Annotated in this window: 28 protein-coding genes and 1 pseudogene; 20 read left to right on the top strand and 9 right to left on the bottom strand. The window is 70.9% G+C overall.

What is annotated here, in order from left to right:
• The first annotated feature begins 9 nt into the window (after nt 1-9).
• The 10 genes from ald (at nt 10) to AB0D34_RS09810 (ending at nt 8,665) form a co-directional block, all read left to right on the top strand.
• Nucleotides 10-1,125 (top strand): alanine dehydrogenase, encoded by a 1,116-nt coding sequence (gene ald, locus AB0D34_RS09765; protein WP_362660109.1) that lies wholly within the window; start codon nt 10-12, stop codon nt 1,123-1,125.
• A gap of 413 nt (nt 1,126-1,538) precedes the next feature.
• Complete coding sequence (locus tag AB0D34_RS09770) at nt 1,539-2,666, top strand: ParA family protein (RefSeq protein ID WP_362659124.1); 1,128 nt, start codon at nt 1,539-1,541, stop codon at nt 2,664-2,666.
• Nucleotides 2,651-3,220 (top strand): hypothetical protein, encoded by a 570-nt coding sequence (locus AB0D34_RS09775; RefSeq protein WP_362659127.1) that lies wholly within the window; start codon nt 2,651-2,653, stop codon nt 3,218-3,220. Before AB0D34_RS09770 ends, AB0D34_RS09775 begins: the two co-directional genes overlap by 16 nt.
• A gap of 19 nt (nt 3,221-3,239) precedes the next feature.
• Entirely contained in the window at nt 3,240-4,265 is a 1,026-nt protein-coding gene (locus tag AB0D34_RS09780; RefSeq protein WP_362659130.1) for a segregation/condensation protein A, read from the top strand.
• On the top strand, nt 4,262-4,906 hold the full coding sequence (scpB, locus tag AB0D34_RS09785; RefSeq protein ID WP_362659133.1) for an SMC-Scp complex subunit ScpB: 645 nt from the start codon (nt 4,262-4,264) through the stop codon (nt 4,904-4,906). Before AB0D34_RS09780 ends, scpB begins: the two co-directional genes overlap by 4 nt.
• Nucleotides 4,907-4,917: 11 nt before the next feature.
• Nucleotides 4,918-6,060 (top strand): pseudouridine synthase, encoded by a 1,143-nt coding sequence (locus AB0D34_RS09790; RefSeq protein ID WP_362659136.1) that lies wholly within the window; start codon nt 4,918-4,920, stop codon nt 6,058-6,060.
• A gap of 111 nt (nt 6,061-6,171) precedes the next feature.
• The gene (locus AB0D34_RS09795) at nt 6,172-6,327 is read left to right on the top strand and encodes a hypothetical protein (protein WP_362659138.1); all 156 of its coding nucleotides are present in this window, start codon (nt 6,172-6,174) and stop codon (nt 6,325-6,327) included.
• Nucleotides 6,324-6,857 carry a maleylpyruvate isomerase family mycothiol-dependent enzyme gene (locus AB0D34_RS09800; RefSeq protein ID WP_362659141.1) on the top strand — a complete coding sequence of 178 codons (534 nt, stop codon included), beginning with the start codon at nt 6,324-6,326 and terminating at the stop codon, nt 6,855-6,857. Before AB0D34_RS09795 ends, AB0D34_RS09800 begins: the two co-directional genes overlap by 4 nt.
• A gap of 78 nt (nt 6,858-6,935) precedes the next feature.
• On the top strand, nt 6,936-7,652 hold the full coding sequence (locus tag AB0D34_RS09805; RefSeq protein ID WP_362659144.1) for an NUDIX domain-containing protein: 717 nt from the start codon (nt 6,936-6,938) through the stop codon (nt 7,650-7,652).
• A complete protein-coding gene (locus tag AB0D34_RS09810) occupies nt 7,649-8,665 on the top strand; it encodes an ADP-ribosylglycohydrolase family protein (RefSeq protein WP_362659147.1) in 1,017 nt (338 codons plus the stop codon). The genes AB0D34_RS09805 and AB0D34_RS09810 overlap by 4 nt, the downstream gene beginning before the upstream one ends.
• A 20-nt stretch (nt 8,666-8,685) precedes the next feature.
• On the opposite strand, the gene AB0D34_RS09815 is transcribed toward AB0D34_RS09810, so the two are convergent.
• From AB0D34_RS09815 to AB0D34_RS09825, 3 genes are read right to left on the bottom strand one after another with little or no spacing between them, the layout of a single operon-like run.
• Complete coding sequence (locus tag AB0D34_RS09815; protein WP_362659150.1) at nt 8,686-9,099, bottom strand: Rieske (2Fe-2S) protein; 414 nt, start codon at nt 9,097-9,099, stop codon at nt 8,686-8,688.
• A complete protein-coding gene (locus AB0D34_RS09820) occupies nt 9,096-9,677 on the bottom strand; it encodes a DUF6529 family protein (protein WP_362659153.1) in 582 nt (193 codons plus the stop codon). Before AB0D34_RS09820 ends, AB0D34_RS09815 begins: the two co-directional genes overlap by 4 nt.
• Before the next feature lie 22 nt (nt 9,678-9,699).
• A complete protein-coding gene (locus AB0D34_RS09825) occupies nt 9,700-10,362 on the bottom strand; it encodes a hypothetical protein (protein ID WP_362659156.1) in 663 nt (220 codons plus the stop codon).
• Nucleotides 10,363-10,594: 232 nt separating this feature from the next.
• On the opposite strand from AB0D34_RS09825, the gene aroH reads away from it, so the two are divergent.
• From aroH to der, 5 genes are all read left to right on the top strand, one after another.
• Nucleotides 10,595-10,957, top strand: a complete 363-nt coding sequence (aroH, locus tag AB0D34_RS09830; protein ID WP_362659159.1) for a chorismate mutase — start codon at nt 10,595-10,597, stop codon at nt 10,955-10,957.
• The gene (locus tag AB0D34_RS09835) at nt 10,954-12,039 is read left to right on the top strand and encodes a prephenate dehydrogenase (protein ID WP_362659162.1); all 1,086 of its coding nucleotides are present in this window, start codon (nt 10,954-10,956) and stop codon (nt 12,037-12,039) included. The genes aroH and AB0D34_RS09835 overlap by 4 nt, the downstream gene beginning before the upstream one ends.
• Nucleotides 12,040-12,150: 111 nt before the next feature.
• The gene (gene cmk, locus AB0D34_RS09840; protein WP_362659165.1) at nt 12,151-12,837 is read left to right on the top strand and encodes a (d)CMP kinase; all 687 of its coding nucleotides are present in this window, start codon (nt 12,151-12,153) and stop codon (nt 12,835-12,837) included.
• Complete coding sequence (locus AB0D34_RS09845) at nt 12,834-13,496, top strand: lysophospholipid acyltransferase family protein (protein ID WP_362659168.1); 663 nt, start codon at nt 12,834-12,836, stop codon at nt 13,494-13,496. The genes cmk and AB0D34_RS09845 overlap by 4 nt, the downstream gene beginning before the upstream one ends.
• Nucleotides 13,497-13,576: 80 nt before the next feature.
• Nucleotides 13,577-15,055 carry a ribosome biogenesis GTPase Der gene (gene der / locus AB0D34_RS09850; RefSeq protein WP_362659170.1) on the top strand — a complete coding sequence of 493 codons (1,479 nt, stop codon included), beginning with the start codon at nt 13,577-13,579 and terminating at the stop codon, nt 15,053-15,055.
• 59 nt (nt 15,056-15,114) lie between these two features.
• Here the strand turns inward: der and AB0D34_RS09855 are convergent, their stop codons facing one another.
• Together AB0D34_RS09855 and AB0D34_RS09860 are read right to left on the bottom strand one after the other, a co-directional pair.
• Nucleotides 15,115-15,438, bottom strand: coding sequence for a hypothetical protein (locus AB0D34_RS09855; protein ID WP_362659173.1), 324 nt, complete (start codon nt 15,436-15,438; stop codon nt 15,115-15,117).
• 56 nt (nt 15,439-15,494) lie between these two features.
• Nucleotides 15,495-16,277 carry a hypothetical protein gene (locus AB0D34_RS09860; protein WP_362659176.1) on the bottom strand — a complete coding sequence of 261 codons (783 nt, stop codon included), beginning with the start codon at nt 16,275-16,277 and terminating at the stop codon, nt 15,495-15,497.
• 505 nt (nt 16,278-16,782) lie between these two features.
• On the opposite strand from AB0D34_RS09860, the gene AB0D34_RS09865 reads away from it, so the two are divergent.
• Nucleotides 16,783-17,436 carry a transglycosylase family protein gene (locus AB0D34_RS09865; RefSeq protein ID WP_362659179.1) on the top strand — a complete coding sequence of 218 codons (654 nt, stop codon included), beginning with the start codon at nt 16,783-16,785 and terminating at the stop codon, nt 17,434-17,436.
• A gap of 79 nt (nt 17,437-17,515) precedes the next feature.
• Here the strand turns inward: AB0D34_RS09865 and AB0D34_RS09870 are convergent, their stop codons facing one another.
• The 3 genes from AB0D34_RS09870 to AB0D34_RS09880 are packed head-to-tail and all read right to left on the bottom strand — an operon-like array spanning nt 17,516 to nt 21,350.
• Complete coding sequence (locus tag AB0D34_RS09870) at nt 17,516-18,187, bottom strand: ATP-binding cassette domain-containing protein (RefSeq protein WP_362659182.1); 672 nt, start codon at nt 18,185-18,187, stop codon at nt 17,516-17,518.
• Nucleotides 18,184-20,874 (bottom strand): ATP-binding cassette domain-containing protein, encoded by a 2,691-nt coding sequence (locus tag AB0D34_RS09875; RefSeq protein WP_362659185.1) that lies wholly within the window; start codon nt 20,872-20,874, stop codon nt 18,184-18,186. The genes AB0D34_RS09870 and AB0D34_RS09875 overlap by 4 nt, the downstream gene beginning before the upstream one ends.
• Nucleotides 20,874-21,350, bottom strand: a complete 477-nt coding sequence (locus tag AB0D34_RS09880; protein WP_362659188.1) for a hypothetical protein — start codon at nt 21,348-21,350, stop codon at nt 20,874-20,876. The genes AB0D34_RS09875 and AB0D34_RS09880 overlap by 1 nt, the downstream gene beginning before the upstream one ends.
• Before the next feature lie 123 nt (nt 21,351-21,473).
• Here AB0D34_RS09880 and AB0D34_RS09885 point away from each other — a divergent pair, with 123 nt between their 5' ends.
• From AB0D34_RS09885 to AB0D34_RS09900, 4 genes are all read left to right on the top strand, one after another.
• Entirely contained in the window at nt 21,474-22,022 is a 549-nt protein-coding gene (locus AB0D34_RS09885) for a hypothetical protein (protein WP_362659190.1), read from the top strand.
• Nucleotides 21,991-23,283 (top strand): ABC transporter substrate-binding protein, encoded by a 1,293-nt coding sequence (locus AB0D34_RS09890; protein WP_362659193.1) that lies wholly within the window; start codon nt 21,991-21,993, stop codon nt 23,281-23,283. Before AB0D34_RS09885 ends, AB0D34_RS09890 begins: the two co-directional genes overlap by 32 nt.
• A gap of 70 nt (nt 23,284-23,353) precedes the next feature.
• Entirely contained in the window at nt 23,354-24,148 is a 795-nt protein-coding gene (locus AB0D34_RS09895) for a hypothetical protein (protein WP_362659196.1), read from the top strand.
• A 99-nt stretch (nt 24,149-24,247) separates the two neighbouring features.
• Complete coding sequence (locus AB0D34_RS09900; protein WP_362659199.1) at nt 24,248-25,300, top strand: YafY family protein; 1,053 nt, start codon at nt 24,248-24,250, stop codon at nt 25,298-25,300.
• Here AB0D34_RS09900 and ctaD read toward each other — a convergent pair.
• Nucleotides 25,182-26,870, bottom strand: a pseudogene (gene ctaD, locus AB0D34_RS09905) (cytochrome c oxidase subunit I); the annotation flags it as partial. The gene AB0D34_RS09900 and the pseudogene ctaD overlap by 119 nt on opposite strands.
• Between the last annotated feature and the right edge of the window lie 20 nt (nt 26,871-26,890).

Here is a 26,890-nt window from a genome sequence, read left to right on the forward strand (position 1 = left end):
GTGATCCACGTGAAGGTCGGCATCCCCCGCGAGGTCAAGAACAACGAGTTCCGGGTGGCCATCACCCCCGCCGGTGTGCACGAACTGGTGCGCCACGGCCACCAGGTCGTCATCGAGCGGGGCGCCGGGATCGGCTCCTCGATCCCGGACGAGGAGTACGTCGCCGAGGGCGCTCAGATCCTGGACACCGCCGACGAGGTGTGGGCCACCGCCGACCTGCTGCTGAAGGTCAAGGAGCCGGTCGCCGAGGAGTACCACCGCCTCCGCAAGGACCAGACGCTCTTCACCTACCTGCACCTGGCCGCATCCAAGGAGTGCACCGACGCCCTCATCGAGTCCGGAACCACCGCCATCGCCTACGAGACCGTCGAACTGCCCTCCCGCGCGCTCCCGCTGCTCGCCCCGATGTCCGAGGTCGCGGGCCGGCTCGCCCCGCAGGTCGGCGCCTACCACCTGATGCGCTCGGTCGGCGGCCGCGGTGTCCTGCCCGGCGGTGTCCCCGGCACCCAGCCCGCGCGGGCCGTCGTCATCGGCGGCGGGGTCTCCGGCTGGAACGCCACCCAGATCGCCGTTGGCATGGGCTTCCACGTCACGCTGCTCGACCGCGACATCAACAAGCTCCGTGAGGCCGACAAGGTCTTCGGCACCAAGGTCCGGGCGATCATGTCCAACGCCTTCGAGCTGGAGAAGGCCGTCCTGGACGCCGACCTCGTCATCGGCGCCGTCCTCATCCCGGGCGCCAAGGCCCCGAAGCTGGTCACCAACGAGCTCGTCTCGCGGATGAAGCCCGGAAGTGTCCTTGTCGACATCGCCATCGACCAGGGCGGCTGCTTCGAGGACTCGCGCCCGACCACCCACGCCGAACCGACCTTCCAGGTCCACGACTCGGTCTTCTACTGCGTCGCCAACATGCCCGGCGCGGTGCCCAACACCTCCACCTACGCCCTCACCAACGCGACGCTGCCCTACATCGTCGAACTCGCCGACCGGGGCTGGGTGGAGGCGCTGCGCCGGGACCCCGCGCTCGCCAAGGGGCTCAACACCCATGACGGCAAGGTCGTTTACCGGGAAGTCGCGGAGGCCCACGGTCTGGAGCACGTGGAGCTCGAGTCGCTGCTCGGCTGAGCCCCTGACCTCGGCAGAGAGCTAAGTCACCTTTTCGTAAAGGCGATACGTCAACAAGGCGCGTCAACGAGGCACATGCGGCCGGACCTTGCCCCACAAGGTCCGGCCGCATGTGTGTATGGTCACTTTGCGACTCTCGGTCAACTCGCGTCGAACGTAACCCTTGAACCGATTCGTACACCGGCGAAACCTGCCGTGCGACTGCCGTACGCCCTTGACAGCGGGATGTTTCATTGCCGACACATCCTGCCGGGTCCGGCGGATTGTGTTGCTGTGAACACCCGACACGCCATAGAGTCGCCAACCGTCGGCATGGTGCCACGCTGACCTTGTCTAGAAGTTTCCTGGTCACCAAGGAGGTAAGACGACTTGTGAATGAGTCGACATTTCTTCCCGGGGGTGGTCAACCAGGAATGCCCGCCGAGGCCATGGGCCCCGCGGGGTTCGAGGCTGTCGGCTCCGTAGCGGTGCGCACCTTCGCAGCCCATCAGAGTCCGCGCACCGTGCGGACAGCACACCAGAGCATGGATGGCCATCACGTGAACGCCATGGCCGGCGACGGAAGTGGCGCGCCCCACAACCACTTCGCCGACTACGACGAACTGCCCGAGGGGCACTTCTACGACCCCGACGCCGAGTACGAGCCCGATCCGGAGTACGCGGCCACGCTCGCGCCCGACGCGGCCCGCCAGCGCCGTGAGCGCGTGGGTCCGACCGGACGCCCGCTGCCGTACTTCCCGATCCCGGGCCCGCTGACCGACCACGGCCCCGCGAAGATCATCGCGATGTGCAACCAGAAGGGCGGCGTCGGCAAGACCACGTCGACCATCAACCTGGGTGCCGCGCTCGCGGAGTACGGCCGGCGCGTGCTGCTCGTGGACTTCGACCCGCAGGGCGCGCTGTCGGTGGGTCTCGGTGTCAACCCGATGGAGCTCGACCTCACGGTCTACAACCTGCTCATGGAGCGGGGCATGGCGGCCGACGAGGTCCTGCTGAAGACCGCGGTCCCCAACATGGACCTGCTGCCGAGCAATATCGACTTGTCGGCGGCGGAGGTCCAGCTGGTCTCCGAGGTCGCCCGCGAGTCGACATTGCAGCGGGCCCTGAAGCCGCTCATGGCCGACTACGACTACATCGTGATCGACTGTCAGCCCTCGCTCGGCCTCCTCACGGTCAACGCCCTGACGGCCGCGCACAAGGTGATAGTGCCTCTGGAGTGCGAGTTCTTCGCGCTGCGTGGTGTCGCACTGCTGACGGAGACCATCGAGAAGGTCCAGGAACGGCTCAACCCGGAGCTGGAGCTCGACGGGATCCTCGCCACGATGTACGACTCGCGCACGGTCCACAGCCGCGAGGTGCTGGCCCGTGTGGTCGAGGCGTTCGACGACCACGTCTACCACACGGTCATCGGCCGCACGGTCCGCTTCCCGGAGACCACGGTCGCCGGTGAGCCGATCACCACATACGCCTCCAACTCCGTCGGCGCCGCCGCCTATCGCCAGCTCGCCAGGGAGGTGCTCGCCCGGTGTCACGCCGAGTGAGTCTGCCGGGGGCCGACGAACTGTTCCGTACGACAGGGGGGATGGCGCTCCAGGCGTCCACTCCCCGGCGGGGGGCCAACGGCGAGGCCCGGGTACCGGCTCCCGCGGGGGAGTCCGACGGGGTCGCGGCGTCGGAGGACGCGCCGCAGTCCGTGCCCGCGCAGGGCGGGGACGGCGACGGCGCCGAGCATGTGGCGGCCGACGCCGACGGCTCCGAGGAGGGCGAGTCCCGCAGCCGGGCCGCGGAGCGCTCCGCGCGTGGTCGAGGGGCGCAGGAAGGTTCTGCCTCCGATGCCGGGCAGCCCCGGGGCAAGCGGGGGCGGTCGCCCTCGCGGCGGCCCAGTGGGCGGGAGCGGCACGACGAGAAGATCACCGTGTACGTGTCGGCCGAGGAGCTGATGGATCTGGAGCACGCGCGTCTGGTGCTCCGGGGAGAGCACGGGCTCGCGGTGGACCGGGGGCGGATCGTGCGTGAGGCGGTCGCCGTGGTGCTGGCGGATCTGGAGTCCCGTGGGGACGCGAGCATTCTCGTACGCCGGCTGCGTGGGCGGTAAGCGGTAGCCTGCGGGGGTTATGACCTCGAACGATGTTCCCCTCGGTGCCGGCGGCTCTGTCGGTCGTCGGCGTGTGCTCGGCCGGGGGCCGGGAGCCGAGTCGGTGGCTGAGGTCGAGTCCGGGCCTCAGGCCGGTGGGCCGTTGTACCCACCCGTTCCGCCCAGCGGAACGCCTGCCCACAACGGCGGCGAGGTTGAAGAGGAGCCCCCGGCTGCCGAACCCCAGGAAGACGCCTCCGACGGTGTCTTCAAGGTGCGGCTCGCCAACTTCGAGGGGCCCTTCGATCTGCTCCTCCAGCTGATCTCGAAGCACAAGCTGGACGTGACCGAGGTGGCGCTCTCCAAGGTCACCGACGAGTTCATGGCGTACATCCGGGCCATGGGGCCGGACTGGGACCTGGACGAGACGACCGAGTTCCTTGTCGTCGCCGCCACTCTGCTCGACCTCAAGGCCGCCCGGCTGCTGCCCGCCGCCGAGGTGGAGGACGAGGCCGACCTCGCGCTCCTCGAAGCGCGGGACCTGCTCTTCGCGCGGCTGCTTCAGTACCGCGCGTACAAACAGATCGCCGACATCTTCAACCGGCGCCTCGACGAGGAGGCCCGGCGGTACCCCCGTACCGTCGGACTCGAACCGCACCACGCCGAGTTGTTGCCCGAGGTCGTCATCAGTATCGGGGCGGAGGGGTTCGCGAAGCTCGCCGTGAAGGCGATGCAGCCCAAGCCCAAGCCGCAGGTGTATGTCGACCACATCCACGCGCCGCTGGTGAGCGTCCAGGAGCAGGCGGGGATCGTGGTCGCGCGGCTCAGGGAGCTCGGTGAGGCCAGCTTCCGCCTGCTGGTGGAGGACGCCGACGGCACCCTGACGGTCGTCGCGAGGTTTCTCGCGCTCCTTGAGCTGTACCGGGAGAAGGCCGTCGCGCTGGACCAGGAGACCGCGCTCGGGGAGCTGATCGTGCGGTGGACCGGCGGTGCGGGGGAGACCGAGCCGGTGGTGACCGACGAGTTCGACCGACCGCCCGAGCCGCCCAAGGAGGAGAAGGCGTGAGCGAGGAGACCACGGAGGACCCGGCGGGGCTGCTGTCCGTCGCCGACCTCGACCTCAAGCCGGCCCTGGAGGCCGTCCTCATGGTCGTGGACGAGCCCGCGACCGAGGAGCACCTGTCGAAGATCCTGGAGCGGCCCAAGCGACAGGTCACCAGGGCGCTGCGGGAACTGGCGGGCGAGTACGCCGCCCAGGGGCGCGGGTTCGAGCTGCGGCACGTCGCGAACGGCTGGCGTTTCTACTCCCGGGCGGCGTACGCCCCGGCCGTGGAGCGCTTCGTCCTGGACGGGCAGCAGGCCCGGCTCACCCAGGCGGCGCTCGAGACGCTGGCGGTGGTCGCGTACCGCCAGCCGGTGAGCCGCAGCAGGGTCTCCGCGGTGCGCGGAGTGAACTGTGACGGTGTGATGCGCACCCTCCTCCAGCGGGGGCTGGTCGCGGAGGCGGGCACGGAACCCGAAACAGGTGCGATCCTGTACGTGACGACGAACTACTTCCTGGAGCGGATGGGCCTGCGCGGTCTGGACGAGCTCCCGGAGCTCGCGCCCTTCCTCCCGGAGGCGGAGGCGATCGAGGCCGAGACCCAGGAAGCCGTACCGTCGTTCGATCCGGACGCTCCGGATTCCGAGGACGCAGACCACAACTAGACGGAAATTTGATGCGAAGCAGCAGCGGCAGGAACAGCAGCGGAAACAACGGCGGGAGCCGTGGTGGCAACAGCGGCGGCCGCGGCGGGAGCAGCGGTGGGCGCGGCGGAAGCGCAGGTGGGCGCGGTAACTACCGCGGCGCCGGCAACGACCGCGACGACAAGCAGGGCGGCCGGCCGAAGAAGCCCCGCCCCGAGGAGCGCCGCTACGACGTGGGCCCCGGCGGCACCCACGAAGGACCGAAGTCCGGGCGTGGTGCCTCCGCGCGCGGCGGCGCCAAGGGCGGGCCGAAGCAGGGCCAGGGCACCGGGCGCGGCCGTACGGCTCCGGCGAGTTCGCGTGAGTACGACGCGCGGGCCGAGGAGCGGAACCGGGAGCGGTACGCGGGCAAGAAGGACGTGAAGCCGCCCAAGACCTTCCCGGGCGCCGAGCAGGAGGGCGAGCGGCTCCAGAAGATCCTCGCGCGCGCGGGTTACGGCTCGCGGCGGGCCTGCGAGGAGCTCATCGAGCAGGCGCGGGTCGAGGTCAACGGCGAGATCGTGCTGGAGCAGGGCAAGCGGGTCGACCCGGAGAAGGACGAGGTCAAGGTCGACGGACTGACCGTGGCGACGCAGTCGTACCAGTTCTTCTCGCTGAACAAGCCCGCCGGTGTCGTCTCCACGATGGAGGACAACGAGGGCCGGCAGTGCCTCGGGGACTACGTCACCAACCGTGAGACGCGGCTCTTCCACGTGGGGCGGCTGGACACCGAGACCGAGGGTGTCATCCTGCTCACCAACCACGGCGAGCTGGCCCACCGGCTGACCCACCCCAAGTACGGCGTGAAGAAGGTCTACCTCGCGCACATCGTGGGCCCGATCCCGCGTGACCTGGGCAAGCAGCTCAAGGACGGTATCCAGCTCGAGGACGGGTACGCGCGCGCGGACCACTTCCGGGTCGTCGAGCAGACCGGCAAGAACTACCTGGTCGAGGTGACCTTGCACGAGGGGCGCAAGCACATCGTGCGCCGCATGCTCGCCGAGGCCGGGTTCCCGGTCGACAAGCTGGTGCGGGTGGCCTTCGGTCCCATCACCCTGGGCGACCAGAAGTCGGGCTGGCTGCGACGGCTGTCCAACACCGAGGTCGGGATGCTGATGAAGGAAGTCGATCTGTAGGCACGACCCACACGCGTGTGCGGCCGGTTCCGGGCAACTCCGGGACCGGCCGATGCGTTTTCGCCCTCCTGGCGGTCTGTATTCGTGACATCCGTGGTGGAGGGAGTGGCGATGGACGCGAGGGCAGGGACGCGGGACGAGGTGGGTCCGGCCGCGCTGGAGGGCCGTGTGCGGCCTTCGCGGACGGTCGTGCTTCCGGGGGTCCAGGAGACCTTCCTGGGGCTCGTGAGGGGCCGTTCCTGCGATCTGGCGGAGGTGCTGTCATGAGCGCGGGGGAACTGCTGGAGCGTTCGCTCGCGTACGCACTGGGCAGCGTGGCGGGGGCGGAGTCGGTGGCTCTCGGTCGGGGCACGCCGTGCTCGGAGTGGAATCTGGGGGAGTTGCTCGGGCATCTCGACGACTCCCTGGACGCGCTGTACGAAGGGCTGACCGGTGGGCGGATCGGCCTGTTGCCGCACGCCGACCGGGTCTGCGGCTTCCGTACCCGCGCGTGTGCCGTGCTCGGGGCCTGGGCCGCCGGGCCGCCGGAGGACGTACTGGTGGGCGAACGGCCGCTGGACGTGCGGGTGATGGCCGCCGTCGGCGCCGTCGAGATCACCGTGCACGGCTGGGACGTGGCCCGGGCCTGCGAGCGGCCGCGGCCCATTCCGGAGGGGCTCGCGGCCGAACTGCTGTCCGTCGCGCAGTGCGTGGTAGGGGAGGAGGACCGGGGCGGGCGGTTCGCGCAACCCGTCGCCGTACCGTCTCGCGCGCGTGCCGAGACACAGCTACTCGGATTCCTCGGGCGGCGCCTCTAGGGGCTTGTCGAACCCCCTCGCCCCCTTTATAGTCGTAGTGACTATTAGTCATGCTGACCATAAAGGGGGTGGGCGCGCGTGGACTACGACAAGTACGCCTACGAACCCTTCGCCGTCACCGTCGACCTCGCCGTCCTCACCGTCGCCGAGGGCGCACTGCACGTGCTGCTCGTCGAGCGGGGACAGGAGCCCTACGCGGGACGCTGGGCGCTGCCCGGCGGGTTCGTGCACCCGGACGAGTCCGCGGAGACCGCGGCCCGGCGTGAACTCGCCGAGGAGACCGGCCTCTCGGACGTCTCCGGGCTGCATCTGGAACAGCTGCGGACCTACAGCGAGCCCGACCGCGACCCCAGGATGCGGGTCGTCTCCGTCGCCTTCGCCGCACTCCTGCCCGACCCGCCCGAGCCGCACGGCGGCAGCGACGCGGCCGAGGCCCGCTGGGTGCCGTACGGCAGCACGGGACCGCTCGCCTTCGACCACGACCGGATCCTGGCCGACGCCCACGAACGCGTCGGCGCCAAGCTGGAGTACACCTGCCTCGCGACCGCGTTCTGCCCGGCCGAGTTCACTCTCGGCGAGCTCCAGCAGGTGTACGAGACCGTCTGGGGCACCGCCCTCGACCGGCCCAACTTCCGCCGCAAGGTGCTCGCCACGCCTGGCTTCGTCGAAGTCATCCCGGGCGTCGCGCGTCTGACCGGCGGCCGCGGCAAGCCGGCCGCGCTGTATCGCGCGGGACCTGCCAAGACCCTGCATCCCCCTCTCCTACGACCGTCCCCGGAAGGACGCCCCGCATGACCACCATCCTCACCAAACGCGCCGCCACCGGAACACTCGTCGGCCTCGCCCTCGGAGACGCCCTCGGCTTCCCGACCGAGTTCCATGACGTGCCGTCGATCCTCGCCAAGTGCGGGCCATGGCGGGAGATGGAGCTGCCGACGCCCGCCTTCGTCACCGACGACACGCAGATGACACTGGCGTTGGGGAGGGGGCTGAGGTCGGCGATGGACCGAGGTGTGCTCGGGCCCGAGATGGCCGAGCCGGTCCGCCGCGAGTTCATCGCGTGGAACCGCTCCCCGGAGAACAACCGCGCTCCCGGCAACACCTGCCTCAGGGCATGCGACCTGCTGGAACGCACTGATCTGCTGTGGCAGGACGCCAGCCAGATCAACTCCAAGGGCTGCGGCGCCAACATGCGCGTCGCTCCCGTCGGGCTCGTCCCAGGACTGAGCGTCGAGCAGCGCGCCGGTGCCGCCCAGCTGCAGGCCGCGCTCACCCATGGGCATCCCACGGCGCTCGCCGCCTCCGACCTCACCGCGCAGGCCGTACGACTGCTCTCACAGGGAGTCGCGCCGGACGACCTGGTCGGCATGCTGCGGTCGTACGCCCTGGCGAACCGGGGCCGGTACCACGAGCGCTGGCTGGGCGATCTGTGGACCCGCAGCCAGGACCCGACGCCCGGGCGGTTCATCGCGCGCGGCTGGGACGACTGCCTGACGGTCCTGCACCTGCTGGACGCCGCCGTGCGGACCGTCTCGCCCGAGGAGGACCCGTGCCGGGCCACCGGGGCCGGATGGGTGGCCGAAGAAGCCCTGGCCACGGGGCTGTTGTGCTTCCTGCAGTTCCCGGACGAGCCGCTGACGGCCCTGCGACGGGCCGCCTGCACCTCCGGGGACTCCGACTCGATCGCCTGTCTGACGGGCGCCTTCGCGGGCGCCCACCTGGGAGCCGACGCCTGGCCGCGGGAGTGGGCCGACCGCATCGAGTACGGCAGTGAGCTGGTGACGCTCGGGGCGCTCTGGGACGCGTAGGACCTCCGGCGGATCAGTCCCTAGGCGAGCTGGATCGAGTCGCCGCTGACGGTGATCTGCTTCTCGGGCAGCGGCTTGTTGGCCGGCGGGTTCGCCACCGAGCCGTCCGCGATGTTGAACTTGCTGCCGTGGCAGGGGCAGTTGATGGTGCCGTCGGAGACACTGGTCACCTGGCAGCCTTGGTGGGTGCAGATGTCGGAGAAGGCCTTGAACTCGCCCTCCTTCGGCTGGGTGACGACGACCTTCTCGTCCTTGAAGATCTTCCCGCCGCCCACGGGGATCTCGCTCGTCTTCGCCAGTTCGGTGCCGGCGGACGCCTCCACCGAACTGGAGCCGGAGTCGCTGTTCTCGTTGCCGTACTCGCCGCAGCCGACGGTCAGCGTGGCGGCGCCCGTCGCGAGAAGGACCGTGCGACGGGTGGGGCTCTGCGTCATGTCGTCACTCCGAAGGTGCGGAAGAACCAGAGGGCGGACGTCAGCCAGAGAATCGTGAGCGCGGTGAAGACGAGCCCGCCGACGATCGGCAGCAGCCAGCCGGGAAGTCGCTCCGAGCGGAGCAGCAGCATCTTGGCACTGAAGACACCGAAGAAGAAGCAACCGAAGAGGGAGTGCCACAGAACGCGTGATTCGTATGACTGGTAGCCGAGCGCGTACAGACAGTGCACCGCGACCGGCACCGCGACGAGGAACGCCACACGGCCGGACCAGCGGTGCAGGGTGGACGACCAGCTCGGGCCCGGCAGTTTGCCGTACACCATCAGCGCCGAGACGAGCTGCACCAGTGCGAAGAGGAACGCGGTCGTCGCGAGCCACGACTTCACCGCGCCCGTGCTGCTGAAGCCGGCGAGGTTGAAGGCGGTGCCTGTCGGGTCGTGGACCTTGCCGTAGGCGCCGAGGGCGACCGCCACCGCGGCGGCGACCAGGGCCGGGATCAGATAGCGGGCCGCGCCGGGGCGGCGCTCGGGTTCGGGCGAGGGCCAGCTCTGGGTGGCCGCGTTCGGGTCGACGGTCATGATCGGCTCCCTCGGGCGGAGGTCAGGGGGTTACCGGACGGGCCGTGAGCTGCTGTCCGTCGACCGTCACCGCACCGGTCTCCGGGTCGATCTCGGGTGCCGGGGAGGGCTTGCCGTCGCGCTTGAGGATGCCGACCTGCTCGCCTTCCGGCAGGACGATCCAGCCGCCCTCGATCTTCGCGCCGGCCACCGTGCTGTTCGCCCGGTACAGGCCGGACGGCTTCTTCGCCTTGTCGACGGTGAAGGCGTAGCTCCCGCTGCCGACGTTGGCCGTGCCGCGGATCGCCTTGGTGCCCTTCACCGTGCCCTCCAGGCTCGCGCCGCCCTTGCCGGTGAGCTTCAGGCTGCCGTCGTCCTGCACGGCGCCCTGCAGCCACGACTCGACGTTCTTGCCGTCGCAGACGTACGCGATCGCCTTGTCGTCGCGCACGGTGATCGCGACAGCGGAGGAGTCGTCGTCGGTACGGCCCGCGTAGACGCCCTCGGGCACGGGGGTCGCCGACGGCGAGGGGCTGGGCGGCGGGGTCGTCCTCGGCGGCGCGGCGCTCGGAGACGCCTTGGTGCTCGGCGACGGCTTCACGGCCGCCGACGTCGGCTTCTCACCCGTCGTGGCGTTGAGCGAGAGCATGAACAGGCCGACCAGCAATCCCGCGAGCAGCGTGAGCAAAGGTCCGGAACGCTTCATCTGAGGGGCCTCCCCCGAGGCGAGTTTCCTGCCATCAGAGCGGACTCCCGGCCCCGAGTCCAGAGGCGCACAGGCGTGTTTTCACCCCAAGTAGCGGGACTGTGACGTTCGGGTGACATTGGCGCGGTCTGGGAAGCCATCTCAGCGGGCGGGCGCCGTGCGCCCCCGCCGTGCGGGCTGACTAGGCTGGTTGTGCAGAGAGCCGGTTGGTACATCAGCAAGGAGCAACGTCGTGGCGGTACGAGCGGTCCGGGGCGCCGTCCAACTCGAACAGGACGAGGCCGGACACATGGACGAGCAGGTCGGGGCGCTGCTCACCGCCATCATGGAGCGGAACGACCTGACCGCCGACGACCTGATCAGCATCTGGTTCACGGCCACGCCCGATCTGCACAGCGACTTCCCGGCCGCCGCCGCCCGCAAGCTCGGCATCGTGGACGTCCCGCTGATCTGCGCGCAGGAGCTCGACATCGAGGGCGCGATGCCCCGCGTGGTCCGGGTTCTCGCGCACATAGAGTCCGACCGGCCCCGCGCCGACATCGCGCACGTCTACCTCGGCGCCGCGGCCGCCCTGCGCAAGGACATCGCGCAGTGAGGACCGCACTCGTCATCGGAACCGGGCTCATCGGCACGTCCGCCGCACTGGCGCTGGCGGCGCGCGGAGTCACCGTCCACCTCGCCGACCACGACCCCGAGCAGGCCCGCACCGCCGCCGCGCTCGGCGCCGGTACGGACGAGGCGCCCGAGGGGCCCGTCGACCTCGCGATCGTCGCCGCGCCGCCTGCGCATGTGGCCGGGGTGCTCGGCGACGCCATGCGGCGGGGGGTCGCCCGCGGCTACATCGACGTGGCCAGCGTCAAGGGCGGGCCGCGCCGGGAGCTGGAGGCGCTCGGGCTCGACCTGTCCGCGTACATCGGTACGCATCCGATGTCCGGGCGTGAGAAGTCCGGACCGCTGGCCGCCTCCGCGGACCTCTTCGAGGGACGGCCCTGGGTGCTGACGCCCACCCGGGACACCGACACCGAGGTCCTGAACCTCGCCCTGGAACTGGTCTCGCACTGCCGTGCGGTGCCGGTGGTGATGGACGCCGACGCCCACGACCGCGCGGTGGCGCTCGTCTCGCACATGCCCCATCTGGTGTCCAGCATGGTCGCGGCGCGTCTGGAGCACGCCGAGGAGGCCGCCGTACGACTGTGCGGTCAGGGGATCCGGGACGTGACCCGGATCGCCGCGTCCGACCCCGGGATGTGGATCGACATCCTCTCCGCGAACCCGGGGCCGGTGGCCGATCTGCTCACCGATGTCGCCGGGGACCTGGAGGAGACGGTGCGCGCGCTGCGGGCGCTGCAGTCCGCCGACGAGGCCAAGCGCGGGGAAGGCGCCTCCGGGATCGAGAACGTGCTGCGGCGCGGGAACGCCGGGCAGGTGCGGGTGCCCGGCAAGCACGGGTCCGCGCCGCGGGCGTACGAGGTCGTGGCCGTGCTCATCGACGACCAGCCCGGACAGCTGGCCCGGATCTTCGCGGACGCGGGGCGGGCCGGGGTCAACATCGAGGACGTACGGATCGAGCACGCGACCGGGCAGCAGGCGGGTCTGGTGCAGCTGATGGTCGAGCCGTCGGCCGCGCCGGTGCTGTCGGCGTCGCTGCGGGAGCGGGGCTGGGCGATCCGGCAGTGATCCGCCGGATCATCCGTCTGTAAGACGGGGTCCGGGGAGCCAGTAACCTTGTGCGGGGCACAGTCGCGCCCCCACACCACTCGCCAGACCGCACCCGAAAGGTGTCCCCCCGTGGAAAACGGCGCCGCCCAGCCCGTGATTGTCGCCATTGACGGCCCCTCCGGCACGGGCAAGTCGAGCACCTCGAAGGCTGTCGCCGCGCAGCTGGGGCTGAGCTACCTGGACACCGGGGCCCAGTACCGGGCCATCACCTGGTGGATGGTGACCAACGGGATCGACATCGAGGACCCGTCCGCGATCGCCGCCGTGGCCGGGAAGGCGGAGATCGTCTCCGGGACCGACCCGGAGAACCCGACGATCACGGTCGACGGGACCGACGTGGCCGGACCGATCCGCACCCAGGACGTCACCTCCAAGGTCAGCGCGGTGAGCGCGGTGCCCGAGGTACGGGCCCGGATCACCGAGCTCCAGCGGTCGCTCGCCGCCTCCGCCGAGAAGGGGATAGTCGTCGAGGGACGCGACATCGGTACGACCGTGCTGCCGGACGCCGACCTCAAGATCTTCCTCACCGCCTCGCCGGAGGCCCGCGCCGCCCGCCGCAGCGGTGAGCTCAAGAGCACCGACGTGCAGGCCACCCGCGAGGCCCTGATCAAGCGGGACGCGGCCGACTCCAGCCGGAAGACCTCGCCGCTCGCCAAGGCGGACGACGCGGTCGAGGTGGACACCACCGAGCTCACCCTCGCGCAGGTCATCGAGTGCGTCGTGACTCTCGTCGAGGAGAAGCGGGCCGGGAAGTGAGCAGGGACTCTTCTGGCACGGCTCCTTCGGAGAAGGGTGCTGAGGTCGGGCGGCGGATCGGCGTCGGCCTGATGTACGGGCTGTGGAAGCCGCGGGTACTGGGTGCGTGGCGGATGCCCGCGACCGGGCCCGCGATCCTGGCCGTGAACCACTCGCACAACATCGACGGCCCGATGGTCATGGGCGTGGCGCCCCGGCCGACGCACTTCCTGATCAAGAAGGAGGCGTTCGTCGGGCCGCTGGATCCGTTCCTGCTCGGTATCGGGCAGGTCAAGGTCGACCGGTCGGGCGCCGACCGCACGGCCATCACCCAGGCCCTGGACGTCCTGTCGGCCGGTGGTGTCCTCGGGATCTTCCCGGAAGGCACCCGTGGCGAGGGCGACTTCGCCGCGCTGCGTGCCGGGCTCGCGTACTTCGCCGTACGCAGCGGAGCGCCGATCGTCCCGGTCGCGGTCCTGGGAAGCTCCGACCGGCCCGGACGGTTGATAAAGGCGCTGCCTCCGCTGCGCAGCCGCGTCGACGTCGTCTTCGGCGACCCCTTCGAGGCCGGCGACGGCAGCGGACGGCGGACGCGCAAGGCACTCGACGAGGCGACCGAACGCATCCAGAAGCAGCTGAGCAGTCACCTGGAAAACGCCAGGCGTCTCACCGGGCGCTAGGCGACACTGAGTAGTGGATCAAACGGACATACTCCGGCAGGTCCACCGACCACCACGATAAACGACGAGGTACGGACTTCATGAACGACCACATCCACTCCGAGGGCTCGGGCGAGGAGCACGACCACGGGGCGCTTGGCGATGCCGAGTACGCGGAGTTCATGGAGCTCGCCGCGGAAGAGGGCTTCGACGTCGAGGACGTCGAGGGCGCCATCGAGGCGGCCGGTCACGGGCCGCTGCCCGTGCTCGCCGTCGTAGGCCGCCCGAACGTCGGCAAGTCGACCCTCGTCAACCGCATCATCGGGCGCCGCGAGGCCGTCGTCGAGGACAAGCCCGGCGTCACCCGCGACCGCGTCACCTACGAGGCCGAGTGGGCGGGCCGCCGCTTCAAGGTCGTCGACACCGGCGGCTGGGAGCAGGACGTCCTCGGTATCGACGCCTCCGTGGCCGCGCAGGCCGAGTACGCGATCGAGGCCGCCGACGCCGTCGTGTTCGTCGTGGACGCCAAGGTGGGTGCGACGGACACCGACGAGGCGGTCGTACGGCTGCTGCGCAAGGCCGGTAAGCCCGTGGTCCTGTGCGCCAACAAGGTCGACGGGCCGAGCGGCGAGGCCGACGCCTCGTACCTCTGGTCCCTCGGGCTCGGTGAGCCGCACCCTGTCTCCGCGCTGCACGGCCGGGGCACCGGCGACATGCTCGACGCCGTCCTGGAGGCGCTGCCCGAGGCGCCCGAGCAGAGCTTCGGCACCGCCATCGGCGGCCCCCGCCGGATCGCGCTGATCGGCCGCCCGAACGTCGGCAAGTCCTCGCTGCTGAACAAGGTGGCCGGTGAGGAGCGGGTCGTCGTCAACGAGATGGCCGGCACCACCCGTGACCCGGTCGACGAGCTGATCGAACTCGGCGGTGTCACCTGGAAGTTCGTCGACACGGCCGGTATCCGCAAGCGGGTCCACCTCCAGCAGGGCGCGGACTACTACGCCTCGCTGCGCACGGCCGCCGCCGTCGAGAAGGCCGAGGTGGCGGTCATCCTGATCGACGGCTCCGAGTCCATCTCGGTGCAGGACCAGCGGATCGTGACCATGGCCGTCGAGGCGGGCCGCGCGATCGTCGTCGCCTACAACAAGTGGGACACCCTCGACGAGGAGCGCCGCTACTACCTGGAGCGGGAGATCGAGACCGAGCTCGGCCAGGTGGCGTGGGCCCCGCGGGTCAACGTCTCGGCGCGCACCGGGCGGCACATGGAGAAGCTGGTCCCGGCGATCGAGACGGCTCTGGCGGGCTGGGAGACGCGTGTCCCCACCGGCCGGCTGAACGCCTTCCTCGGTGAGCTGGTCGCCGCCCACCCGCACCCGATCCGGGGCGGCAAGCAGCCGCGCATCCTCTTCGGCACCCAGGCCGGCACCAAGCCGCCGCGGTTCGTGCTCTTCGCCTCCGGCTTCATCGAGGCGGGCTACCGGCGCTTCATCGAGCGCCGGCTGCGCGAGGAGTTCGGCTTCGAGGGCACCCCGATCCACATCTCTGTGCGGGTGCGCGAGAAGCGCGGCGCCAAGAAGAAGTGACGCAGACATGAGGAAGGGCGGTCCCGGCCGGGACCGCCCTTCCTCATGCGTCGAACGCCTCAGATGCCTCTGCGCGGACTGGGTGGCAGCGCCGCCGGGACGTGGTGCATCCCGTTGTGCTGCTGCCCGATGTGTCCCACCCGCTGCCACTGCGACTGCTGGCGGGCGCTGAACGCCCCCGCGCTGTAGGCGCTGTACGAGCTGCTGAACGAGCCCGAGGCGTGGGGGATGTTCCCGAACGCGGTGAAGCCCAGCTCCTCCTCGCCGCTGCGGTCGCCCGGCAGTGAACGGAAGGTCTTGACGTACTCGGAGTAGAGCGCGTCGTAGATCGGCGTGGCCGATGGTCCGCCGGGAAGCCGGCGCGGAGCGTCGTATGCGTGCACGTATGTCCAAACGACACCGGGACTTCAGGGATGCGGGTGCGCCCTGAGGGGTGCCCTCACGTGCCCGCGAGGGGCATGGCCGCCGCGACCAGCTTGCCGTTCGCCGCCGCCTTGTCGAGGGCGTCCCGCAGCAGGTCCTCACGCGGCTGCCGTCCGATGGATCCCACCGGCGCGGCGAACATCAGCACCTGCTGGTGCTTGTTGGCGGCGGCCCGCCAGCTCTCGGTGACCTGGAGCGGCTGGTGCGCCTGCCACCAGGCCACCGGCTGGCCGCCGTTCGCCGAGGGCTGGAGCACCGCGTGCAGCTGGCCCACGGCCAGCAGTACCGACCAGCCGTGCAGCACCGACGGCGCCGACTCGATCGCGGTCAGCGGCATGAAGCCCTGCTCGATCAGCAGCGGCAGGAAGTCGTCACCGAGCCCTGTCGCGCCCGGCCGCACGATCGGGCCGGTCGGCTCCACGACCAGCGCCGGGTGCAACTCCCCGGCGATCAGGACGAGTCCACTGGTCACCCCGAGCACCGCCTGCTCGGGTACGACCTTGTCGGGGTCCAGGTCGACGGTGTCGCCGGTGATGGACTTCACCGCGCCCTGGAGCTGCTCCTCGGTGACCTGCACGACCTGCGAGGGCAGGCAGGACGCGTGGGCGAAGGCCAGGACGGCGGTCTCGTCGCCGATGAACAGGACGGTGCTGGTGCGCTCCTGTTCGGAGTCGCCCTGGGTGCGGCAGGACGTGCAGTCGTAACTGCCGGGGGCGTTCTCTCCGGCGAGCAGCCGGTCGGCTTCTTCGTCGCCGATCTCGGCGCGAACCTCGTCGCTGACGTCGAGCATGCGCGGCACGGGTGACTCCCTCGGGAAGCGGTGCCCGGGTGGGTCCCGGGCTCATGAAGAAGACAACGGGTGATCTGTGGCGGGAGTCACGCCCCACGGCGAACGGAATCGCACCATCCAGCGCGCAGGGTCACCTCAGATACGGAATCGGGTACTCAGTGTCAAGTCGTTGGAAATCCAAGGAAGTTGGTTGCGTGAAGTGGGTCACAGATCAACGAGGCGGCTGGTCGACAAATCAGGAAATCGGCGAATGTAGTGGGTGGCCGGAAATTGCCGATACCCACGGTAACGGCCAATTGGCCTGGTGCGACGAGGAGTTGGTTGCTGACGCCTCCACAGGCTCTCTACATTCCTCCGCCGTGTGCAACGAGCACCGCTCGGGAACGTCCGCCGGCGCACCAGCCAGCTCACCGCACCACCTTCCGGCGGACGGGGCGGAGCGCGACCCGCCCGGCCCATGTGCCGGGAGCGCGTTCCGTCTTGGGGGACCCCGGGTCCGTAGAGAGGGAACCAGATGTCCGAGTGTGCCTATACCACGCGAGACAGCGCTCGTAAGACCCGGACCACCGCGGCCCTCGCCGGGGCCGCCCTGCTCGCCCCGCTCGGGTTGCTGGCCGCGGCCGGCAACTCCGCGGCGGCGGACGGCGGAGTGTGGGACCGCATCGCCCAGTGCGAGAGCGGCGGGAACTGGCACATCAACACCGGAAACGGCTACTACGGAGGACTCCAGTTCTCCGCCGGCACCTGGCGTGCGTACGGCGGTACGGCCTACGCGCCCACCGCCGACCAGGCCACCAAGTCCCAGCAGATCTCCGTCGCCACCAAGGTCCAGCGCGCCCAGGGTTGGGGCGCCTGGCCCACCTGCTCGGCGCGTGCGGGGGCCTACGGCAGCGCGCCCGCCGGCTCCTCCGCCGGCTCGACGGAGAGCTCTTCCTCGACTGGTTCTTCATCGGCTGCCCCCACCAAGCCGTCGAAGTCGCCGGCCCGGACCGAGAGCCACACCAACCGCAGTGCGTCCCGAGGCGACTACACCGTCCGCCCGGGCGACACGCTGAGCAGGATCGCCGCCCGGTACGGGACCAGCTGGCAGCAGGTCTATGCGGCCAACAAGGCCGTCATCGGCGCTGATCCCGACATGATCGTGCCCGGGCAGCGCCTCGAAATCTGAGAGCTCCCCACTGTCGCGGGCACGGGGCCCCGTGCGGTCTTCCGACCGGGCGGGGCCCCTGGGCGCACAGCGGGCTCTCTCAGGCTCGCGCCGACCGCAGTTCGGCCGCTTCACCGCTGAACACGACCGTGCCGCGGCGCAGTTCGTACACGATCGCCGTACGGCCGTGCAGCGCGGGTGGCAGCCGCTGTTCGGCCACGACCACGCACGCGTCCAGGGCGCTCAGGAGTTCGTACGTGCGGGCGGCGACCGTGGGGGACATGCCCTGCGCGGGTTCGTCGACGAGGACCACGCGTGCACGTGCCAGGAGAGCTCGGGAGATCGCGAGCATGCGTTGCTCGCCGCCGGAGAGGGTGCCGGCGCGGCGGGGGAGCAGGCGGGCCAGCTGCGGGTAGGCGTCCAGGGCCAGGTCGGGGGCGGGCGCGGCGAGTTCGAGGTTCTCGCGGACCGTGAGTGAGCCGAACACCGCCTGGCGCTCGGGGACCAGGCACAGTCCGCGGCGGGCCCGTTCGTACGCCGGCAGTTGGGTCACGTCGGTGCCCTCCCACACCACGCTGCCCTGGGTGAGCGGCACTGTTCCGGCCAGGGCGCGCAGAGTTGTCGTACGGCCGGAGCCGTTGCGGCCCAGCAGGACGGTGAGGCCGGGGGCCGGGGCGGTGAGGGTGATGCCGTGCAGGGCCTCCAGGGGGCCGTAGCGCACGCGCGCGTGGCGTAGCGAGATGGCCGTTTTCATGGCGGGCTTCGCTGTCATACGGCGGTCTCCCGGGCGTCGAGGGTGTCCAACACGTGGGCCGGGGGGCCGGAGGCGATGATGCGGCCGGCGGTCATGACGTGGACGACGTCCGCGAGGTCGGCGACCAGGTCGAGGTCGTGCTCGACGACCAGGAGGGCGGTGCCGTCCGCTGCGAGGGCCTTGAGGACGCGGGCCAGGGCGGCCACCTCCGCGGTGTCCAGGCCGGCGGCGGGTTCGTCGAGGAGGAGGACGCTCGGGGTGCCGGCGAGGGCTCTGGCGAGTTCGACCCGGCGGAGGGTGCCGGTGGGGAGGTCGGCGGCGGGGGCGTTCGCCAGGGGGCCGGTGAGATGCAGGAGTTTCAGTGCTCGGTGCACTGCGGTGGGGTCTTTGATGTGGCCCTGTTCTGCGCCTACCTGGATGTTCTCGGCCACGGTGAGGGTGGGGAAGACGGCCAGTTGCTGGAAGGTGCGGGCGATGCCGAGGCGGGTGCGGGTGTGGGGGGAGAGGTGGGTGATGTCTCGGGTGCCGTAGCGGACTTGGCCTTGGGAGGGGCGGAGTGTTCCTGCGAGGCAGTGGAAGAGGGTGGACTTTCCGGCGCCGTTGGGGCCGATGATTGCGGTGATTCTGCCGGGTGGGACCGTGAGGTCGACTCCGTCCAGTGCGGTGAAACCGTCGTAGCGGGCGTGAAGGTTGTGGGTGGTGAGGAGGGGTGGGGGTGGAGCGTCGTCGGCGGCTTGCGGTGCGGGGGGCCTTCGGCGGCGGGGCGGGGTGAGTCCGGGGCCGTCGGGATCGGTTCTGTGGGGTGCCATGGGTTCGGCACCGCCGAGAACCGTCGTCGGGGTGCTCGCCGTTGCGGCGGGGAAGAGAGCGTGCAGGCGACTGCGTGCCTCAATCCCCTTAGCCGTCAGCCTCGCCCTCCGCCGTGGCCGCAGCCCCCGCAACGCCTCGTACGGGCCCCCCGGGAAGCGGCCGACCAGGACCGCCAGTACGCCGATCAAAGCCGCCGCCACCCCTCCCCGCGCCCCCGCGTCCAGGCCGACCAGGAGGGCCGCCGCGGTCAGGGCGCCCAAGGTGCTGTCGGCGCCCAGGACCACCACCGCGGCGAACCACAGCAGGCCGCGGACGGGGTCGTAGGCCGTGGGGTCGAAGGCGCGCAGGCCCATGCCGAGCATTCCGCCGCCGAGGGCCGCGAGGGCCGCGCCCGCCACGAACGCCAGGAGCTTCAGGGAGGGGACCTGGACGCCGGCCGCCGACGCGCCGGACTCGTGGTCGCGCAGGGCGGCCAGGGCTCTGCCCGTGCGGCCTCTGCGCAGGGCGTGGGTGGTGAGGAGGGCGAGCGTCAGGAGGGCCAACTCCAGGACGTAGTAAGCGCGGTCGCCCTCGAAGCCCGCGGGGCGGTCCAGGGACAGTCCCGATGTGGCGTACGGCTGGGCGAAGACGAAACGGCTCACTCCGACGCCGATCGCGAAGGTCGCCAGCGCCAGCGCCAGGCCCTGACGGGTGATCGCCGGCCAGCCGGTCAGGAGGCCCAGGGGGGCCACCAGGACCACGGCCGTGGCGAGCGCGGCCAGTTCGGGAAGCTGGGGCAGGCCCGGGAAGCGGCCCGCCGTGAGGAGAGCGGTGAAGAGGGCGCCCAGGCCCGCGTAGGCCGCCTGGCCGAGGGAGATCTGACCGCCCCTGCCCGTCACCACCACCAGGGAGAGCAGCACCACGCCCAGTGCGGGCACCTGCACCGACGTGTGCAGGTCCGAGCCCGCGAAGCCCAGGGGGAGCAGGAAGAGGACCGCCGCCACGATCCAGGCACCCGTCGGGGTCGGCACGCGCGCGGTGGCCGGGCGGGGGAGCGCGTCCCGGGTGCCGATGCGGGGCAGGGCCAGGGCCGTGATCAGCAGGGCGACCACGAAGAGGTTCGCGCCTACCGCCTGGAGCAGCGGTTCGGCCCGGCCGGACGGGTGCAGTCTCGTCAGCTGGCTCTGGGCCACCCCGATCGTCAGCGCGACCAGGACCGCCACCGGCAGGCTCCGCATCCGCGCGGCCACCGCGACCGCGACCACCTCCATGACGAGCAGCGGGAGGCCGTACGGGTCGAGGCGGACGTAGGGGGCCAGGAGCACGCCCGTCAGGCCGGCCGTGAACGACCCGAACGCCCAGCCCGCCGCCGCCACCCGGTCCGCGTCGATCCCGCCGAGGACGGCCAGCCCGCGGTCGTCCACGACGGCCCGCAGCTCCCGTCCGAAACGCGTCCAGCGGACCACCGCGCCCACCCCGGCCGCCAGGACCAGGACGACCCCCAGCTGTCCCCAGGGGTCGGCCGGCACCAGCTCCGGCGCGTCGTCCCGGGCACCCTGGCCCCACAGCAGCGCGGCCCCGCCCACCAGCAGCACGAAGACCCCGATGGAGGCCACCAGGGTCTGTGCCGGATCGCCGCCCAGGACCGACAGGGGTCGGAAGACGAAACGCTCCAGCACCACGCCGAGCGCCGGTGCCAGGAGCAGAAGCGTCACCGCCGCCCCCGCCCACAGCGGCCAGCCCCACTCGACCACGCACTGCCGCAGCACGTACGCGCACACCATCGCGATCGCCCCGTGCGCGAAGTTCAGCACCCCGGTCGCGCGGTATGTCACGATCAGGCCGATTCCGGTGAGCGCGGCCGCGCTGCCCACCGAGAGACCGGCGAGAGTGAGGTCGTAGGTCAGCGACGACATCAGTCGGTCTCTTCGACGGGCTCGCAGATCGGGCAGGGGCCCAGTTCGCCGCTCGCCAGGAGCTTGGCGTCCACCGGGACGGACTCCACCTTCCCGGCGACCAGCGGGCAGTCCGCGCGGTGCCAGAGCGTGCCGCCGGGCACCATGAGGAGGTCCCCGCTGACCGCCAGGGGCGCGTCGGCCGCCGTCCCGGGCTCCTCGGCCTCGGCGGGCTCCGCGGCAACCAGGAGGCCGTACAGCTCCTCCACGCGCGCGGCGGCGAGCACGCCCCGGCCGTGGGTGAGGAGCACCGCCCCGGCGACGATCAGCGCGGCGCCGGGCACCGTGCAGGAGGCGAGGTAGGGCAGCTGCCGCTCGGCGTAGCGCTCGCCCGAGACGCCGTACCAGCCCAGCACGCACAGCACCGCACCCGCGGCGAGCGCGGCCCAGCCGGCCCAGAGGACGGGGTGCACGGTCCGCAGTCGGGCTGTCCGCATCTGTGGCTCCCACATGTCGCGTGCCTGTCCATGTAAGCCAATCGCTTGCACTATGCCTTCTGGAAGCTGACCCTGAAAGCTCCGGGCGCGCTTGGTCCGGACCGACACCCGGTGGTGAGCCAGATGGTTCTCGGGAGCGACCGCAAGTGGGGGAACGGCAGCCGGGGGCTGGTGGCGGTGCTGTTCGTCCTCGCCACGGCTCTCACGGCGTGCAGCGACGACAGCGGCGGCGGCAGCGAGAGCGCGCCCCCGACGCCCACGGTGGAACGGACCACACGGTCCCCCAGCCCCTCCCCGAGCGGGCCCGCCGACCGCGCGGCGGCCGAGAAGGAGATCAAGGAGAACTGGCGGAAGTTCTTCGACCCGAAGACCCCGACGAAGGAAAAACAGGCCGTTCTGGAGAACGGCGACGACATGGGGCCGGTGCTCAAGGCCTTCAGTGGTGACCAGCGGGGCGGGCAGGTGGCGGCGCAGGTCACCAAGGTCGAGTTCAGGAAGGCGACCGAGGCGACCGTGACGTACACCCTGCTCCTGAACGGGGCCACCGCCCTGCCAGACGCCTCCGGAACGGCCGTCGAACAGGACGGCACCTGGAAGGTCTCGGTCAACACCCTGTGCGCGCTGGTCCAGTTGAGCGGCAATGCCACGGCGTCGGCGCTGCCGGGCTGCTGAGGCCGTCCTCGCGGTCCTGCTGCTCGCGGTGGGCACGGCATGCGGCAGCCGGCTGCCGGAGAGCGACTTCGAGCAGCGGGAGCGGTCGGCCCCCGCGCAGGACAGCGGCCCGATCCGCGTCGGCATCGTCACCAGTGCCACCAGCCCGGTCGGCGGCAGCGCCTTCACCGGCCCGCGCGACGGAGCCAAGGCCTTCTTCGAGCGCCTCAACGCGCGCGGGGGCGTCGAAGGACGCGAGGTCGAGGTGCGTGAGTGCGACGACGGCGGCAGCGGGGTCGGCAACAACACCTGTGTGCACCGGCTGATCGACGAGGACAAGGTGGTCGCCCTGGTCGCGACCACCGCCCTCGACTACGCCGGCGCCTCCCGCGTCTCCCACGCACGCGTGCCCGACATCGGCGGCCAGCCCATCGGTCCCGCCTACGACACCTGGCCGCACCTCTACGGCATCTACGGCAGCCTCGCGCCCCGCGACGGCACCACCGGCTGGGGCGGGAAGCAGTACGGCGGCACCGAGGTCTACCGCTACTTCAAGCGCGAGCACGGGGCCCGAACGGCAGCCGTCGTGTCGTACAACCAGGCCGCCTCCGCCGCCTACGCCCGGCTCGTCGAGCAGGGCCTGAAGGCCGAGGGGTACAAGGTCGTCACCGAGCAGGTCGACTTCGCGCTGCCCAACTTCCGTGCCGTGGCGGCCGACCTGAAGGAGCAGGGCGCCGACCTGGTCTTCGACGCCGTCGACAGCCATGGCAACGCCCGGCTGTGCGAGGCGATGGACCAGGCCGGGGTCGAGGTCACCGCCAAGGTCACCAACGTGCAGAACTGGGTGTCCACCGTCCCCGACGACTACAAGGACGCACCTCGCTGCCGCAACGCTCTCTGGGCGACCGGATCCAGCCGCAACCACGAGGACACCGGAAACGCGGCCGTACGGGAGTTCAGGGACGCGACGAAAGGACTCAGGACCCACTCCCAGTGGCAGCTGGAGGGCTGGGCCGCCGCGATGTGGTTCACGGACGCGGCGAAGTCCTGTGCCGCCCGGGGCGTCACACGCGCGTGCGTCGACGCCTACATGAACCGCGGCCAGGGCTACACCGCCGGCGGACTGCTCGTCCCCGTCAGGTTCGAGCGCCTCGCCGAGCCGCCGGGGTCCCGGCGCACCTGTCTGTCCGTGGCCCGCTGGAAGGACGGCCCGGGCTGGGTCTCCCAGGGCGACATGGACAGCACCTGCTTCGACGTTCCGCAACTGCCCTATCAGCAGTGAGTCACCGACAAGAGGCAACCAAAAGGCGCTTCTGACGGTCTGACCGGACACCATGAACCACGGGAGGACCATGCCCGCAGGGCGCGACGTATTGCTGCGCGCCGACTGCGTCGCCGACTCCGCGGGCGGACTGACCTTCGACGTCACCGCCGGCGGGGCGAGCAGTACGGCCCATCTGGTGCTGCGCCGACGCGACCGGCATGAGGAGGTGGGGCTCCCGCTGGCCCCGGTCGCCGACGGCAGGCTGCGCGCCGCCCTGCCCAGTACCGTCGCCCTGCCCGAGGGCCGCTGGGACGCGTACGCGCGCGTGGCCGACGGCGGACCGCTGCGCCTCGCACCCGGCGCCACCGACCTGCGCGCGCTCACCGCCCGCACCCCGAGCGGCTCCCGCGGACACGTCGCCGTCCGCATCCCCTACGCCACCCGGCAGGGCCACCTCACCGTCCGCAGCTGGCTGCGCGCCCCGCACGCCGAGGCGGCCGAGCCGCACGTCGAGCGCGCCGGACTGACCGTACGCGGCCGGCTGTACGGCGCTTTCTTCGCCGCCGACGCCTACGCCGAAGTGCGCCCCCGGCACTCCCCGGGCCCCGCCCGCCGTACCGAAGTCACCGTGGACGAGGCCCGGTTCGCCTTCTCGGTGGCGTACCCGCTGCTCGGACCCGGCGTCTGGGACCTGTGGCTCAGGCCGCACGGCGAGACGGGACCGCGGGTGCGGATCGCGCGGCTGCTCGACGACATCGCCGACAAGAAGCCCGTGTTCACCTATCCACGCGTGCGCGTGCGGACGCCGAACGGGCCGGTGGAGGCCGGGCCGTACTACACGCGGGACAACGACCTGTCGGTGTCCGTCACCGCAGTGAGCTGAGGAACTCCCCGCGGTGACGGACGGCGATTCCGCCGCCTCAAGCGCGAGCAAGTGGCTTGCGGACAGTCTCTGTCCTCGATGACTGGCAGACTCGGCAGCATGTTGGAGACCTCGGCGCGACTCCTGCGCCTGCTCTCGCTCCTCCAGGCCCACCGCGACTGGTCCGGCGCCGACCTCGCCGACCGCCTCGGCGTCACCCCGCGTACCGTGCGCCGGGACGTGGACCGGCTGCGCGAACTCGGCTACCCCGTCAACGCCAGCCCCGGCACCGGTGGCGGCTACCAGCTGGGCGCGGGCGCCGAGCTGCCGCCGCTGCTCCTGGACGACGACGAGGCCGTCGCGGTCGCCGTGGGCCTGCGCACAGCGGCGGGGCAGGGCATCGAGGGCATCGGCGAGACCTCCGTACGGGCCCTCGCCAAGCTGGAGCAGGTGCTGCCGAGCCGGCTGCGCCGCCGGGTGGGCGCGCTGAACGCGTTCACCGTGCCGATGCTGCGCGGCCCGCAGCCGAACGCCGTCGACCCGGCCGTCCTCACCGAGCTCGCCCACCTCTGCCGGGACGCCGAGCGGCTGCGCTTCGAGTACAGCGACTACGGGGGTGCCGCCAGCCGCCGTACCGTCGAACCGCACCGCCTGGTGTGCAGCGAGCGGCGCTGGTATCTGGTCGCCTGGGACCTCGACCGCGACGACTGGCGGACCTTCCGGGTCGACCGGATCACGCCCAGACCACCGCACGGCCCCCGGTTCGAGCCGCGTCCCGCGCCCGCCGAGGATCTCGCGGCATACGTCTCGCGAGGCGTCTCCACGCGCGCGTACGCCTCACACGCGGTCGTACGGCTGCTGGTGCCGCTCGAGAAGGCTGCTGAGCGGATCTCGCCGAGCGCCGGAGTGCTGGAGGCGGAGGGGCCCGACAGCTGCGTCCTGCGCACCGGGGCGTCGAGCCTCGACGTGATGGTGATCCATGTGATGCTGACGGGCTTCGAGTTCGAGGTGCTGGAGCCGGCGGAGCTGACCGAGGCGATCAGGGCCGCTCACGACCGGCTTGCTCGCTCGCTTGCTCGCTCTTCGGCTCGGGCTGCGAAGCCTGCGCCGCGTACTCCGGATGGTGCAGGTCGAACGCCGGTGCCTCCGAACGGATCCGGGGCAGTGTCGTGAAGTTGTGCCGGGGCGGCGGACAGGAGGTCGCCCACTCCAGGGAGCGGCCGAAGCCCCACGGGTCGTCGGTCTCCACCTGCACGCCGTACTTGGAGGTCTTCCAGACGTTGTAGAGGAACGGCAGCGTCGAGGCGCCCAGCAGGAACGCGCCGATCGTCGAGACCGTGTTGAGCGCGGTGAAGCCGTCCGCGGCGAGATAGTCCGCGTACCGGCGGGGCATGCCCTCGGCGCCCAGCCAGTGCTGGACCAGGAACGTGGTGTGGAAGCCGACGAACAGCGTCCAGAACTGGATCTTGCCGAGCCGCTCGTCGAGCAGCTTCCCGGTGAACTTCGGCCACCAGAAGTACAGCCCGCCGAAGATCGCGAAGACGACCGTGCCGAAGACGACGTAGTGGAAGTGCGCCACCACGAAGTAGGTGTCGGAGACGTGGAAGTCCAGCGGCGGCGAGGCCAGCAGGACTCCGGTCAGGCCGCCGAACAGGAAGGTCACCAGGAAGCCCGTCGCCCACAGCATCGGCGTCTCGAAGGACAGTGAGCCCTTGATCATCGTGCCGGCCCAGTTGAAGAACTTCACGCCCGTCGGGACGGCGATCAGGAAGCTCATGAAGGAGAAGAACGGCAGCAGCACCGCGCCGGTGACGAACATGTGGTGCGCCCACACCACGATCGACAGACCGGTGATGGACATCGTCGCCGCGATCAGCGTCAGATAGCCGAAGAGCGGCTTCCGGCTGAAGACGGGGATGATCTCCGTGATGATGCCGAAGAACGGCAGCGCGATGATGTACACCTCGGGATGCCCGAAGAACCAGAACAGGTGCTGCCACAGCAGCGCACCGCCGTTGCCCGCCTCGAAGACCTGTGAGCCGAAGCGCCGGTCCGCCTCCAGGACCAGCAGCGCGGCCGCGAGCACCGGGAACGCCATCAGGATCAGGATCGACGTGAACAGGGTGTTCCAGACGAAGATCGGCATCCGGAACATCGTCATGCCGGGTGCGCGCATCCCGATGATCGTGGTGATGAAGTTGACCGCGCCGAGGATCGTGCCGAAGCCGGCCAGCGCCAGACCCATGATCCACAGGTCGGGGCCCACGCCGGGCGAGTGCTGGGCGCTGTTGAGGGGTGCGTAGGCGAACCAGCCGAAGGCGGCCGGACCGGACGGCACCAGCAGCGACCCCATCACGACCAGACCGCCGAACAGGAAGAACCAGTACGACAGCATGTTCAGCCGCGGGAAGGCCACGTCCGGGGCGCCGATCTGCAGCGGCATCAGCTCGTTGGCGAAGCCCGCGAAGCTCGGGGTCGCGAACAGCAGCAGCATGATCGTGCCGTGCATCGTGAACAGCTGGTTGTACTGCTGGTTGTCCATGATCTGCAGCCCCGGCCGGGCGAGTTCGGCTCGCATCAGCAGGGCCATGACGCCACCGACCAGGAAGAACACGAACGACGTGATCAGATAGAGGTGACCGATCTTCTTGTGGTCGGTGGTGGTCAGCCAGTCGACGACCACTCGCCCGTGCGCCTTGGTCCGTACAGGTCGTGCCGTCGCGTGCACGGTCTGCGTCCCCATCGCTCGCCCCTTCGCTCGGC

This window comes from Streptomyces sp. NPDC048420, from assembly GCF_040651535.1.
Lineage (GTDB): Bacteria > Actinomycetota > Actinomycetes > Streptomycetales > Streptomycetaceae > Streptomyces.

Coding starts and splice junctions, on each gene's coding strand:
- AB0D34_RS09770 (WP_362659124.1), top strand. CDS start 1,539: ATGCCCGCCGAGGCCATGGGCCCCGCGGGGTTCGAGGCTGTCGGCTCC.
- AB0D34_RS09780 (WP_362659130.1), top strand. CDS start 3,240: ATGACCTCGAACGATGTTCCCCTCGGTGCCGGCGGCTCTGTCGGTCGT.
- AB0D34_RS09790 (WP_362659136.1), top strand. CDS start 4,918: ATGCGAAGCAGCAGCGGCAGGAACAGCAGCGGAAACAACGGCGGGAGC.
- AB0D34_RS09795 (WP_362659138.1), top strand. CDS start 6,172: ATGGACGCGAGGGCAGGGACGCGGGACGAGGTGGGTCCGGCCGCGCTG.
- AB0D34_RS09800 (WP_362659141.1), top strand. CDS start 6,324: ATGAGCGCGGGGGAACTGCTGGAGCGTTCGCTCGCGTACGCACTGGGC.
- AB0D34_RS09810 (WP_362659147.1), top strand. CDS start 7,649: ATGACCACCATCCTCACCAAACGCGCCGCCACCGGAACACTCGTCGGC.
- AB0D34_RS09815 (WP_362659150.1), bottom strand. CDS start 9,099: ATGACGCAGAGCCCCACCCGTCGCACGGTCCTTCTCGCGACGGGCGCC.
- AB0D34_RS09820 (WP_362659153.1), bottom strand. CDS start 9,677: ATGACCGTCGACCCGAACGCGGCCACCCAGAGCTGGCCCTCGCCCGAA.
- AB0D34_RS09825 (WP_362659156.1), bottom strand. CDS start 10,362: ATGAAGCGTTCCGGACCTTTGCTCACGCTGCTCGCGGGATTGCTGGTC.
- der (WP_362659170.1), top strand. CDS start 13,577: ATGAACGACCACATCCACTCCGAGGGCTCGGGCGAGGAGCACGACCAC.
- AB0D34_RS09865 (WP_362659179.1), top strand. CDS start 16,783: ATGTCCGAGTGTGCCTATACCACGCGAGACAGCGCTCGTAAGACCCGG.
- AB0D34_RS09870 (WP_362659182.1), bottom strand. CDS start 18,187: ATGACAGCGAAGCCCGCCATGAAAACGGCCATCTCGCTACGCCACGCG.
- AB0D34_RS09875 (WP_362659185.1), bottom strand. CDS start 20,874: ATGTCGTCGCTGACCTACGACCTCACTCTCGCCGGTCTCTCGGTGGGC.
- AB0D34_RS09880 (WP_362659188.1), bottom strand. CDS start 21,350: ATGCGGACAGCCCGACTGCGGACCGTGCACCCCGTCCTCTGGGCCGGC.
- AB0D34_RS09885 (WP_362659190.1), top strand. CDS start 21,474: ATGGTTCTCGGGAGCGACCGCAAGTGGGGGAACGGCAGCCGGGGGCTG.
- AB0D34_RS09890 (WP_362659193.1), top strand. CDS start 21,991: ATGCCACGGCGTCGGCGCTGCCGGGCTGCTGAGGCCGTCCTCGCGGTC.
- AB0D34_RS09895 (WP_362659196.1), top strand. CDS start 23,354: ATGCCCGCAGGGCGCGACGTATTGCTGCGCGCCGACTGCGTCGCCGAC.
- AB0D34_RS09900 (WP_362659199.1), top strand. CDS start 24,248: ATGTTGGAGACCTCGGCGCGACTCCTGCGCCTGCTCTCGCTCCTCCAG.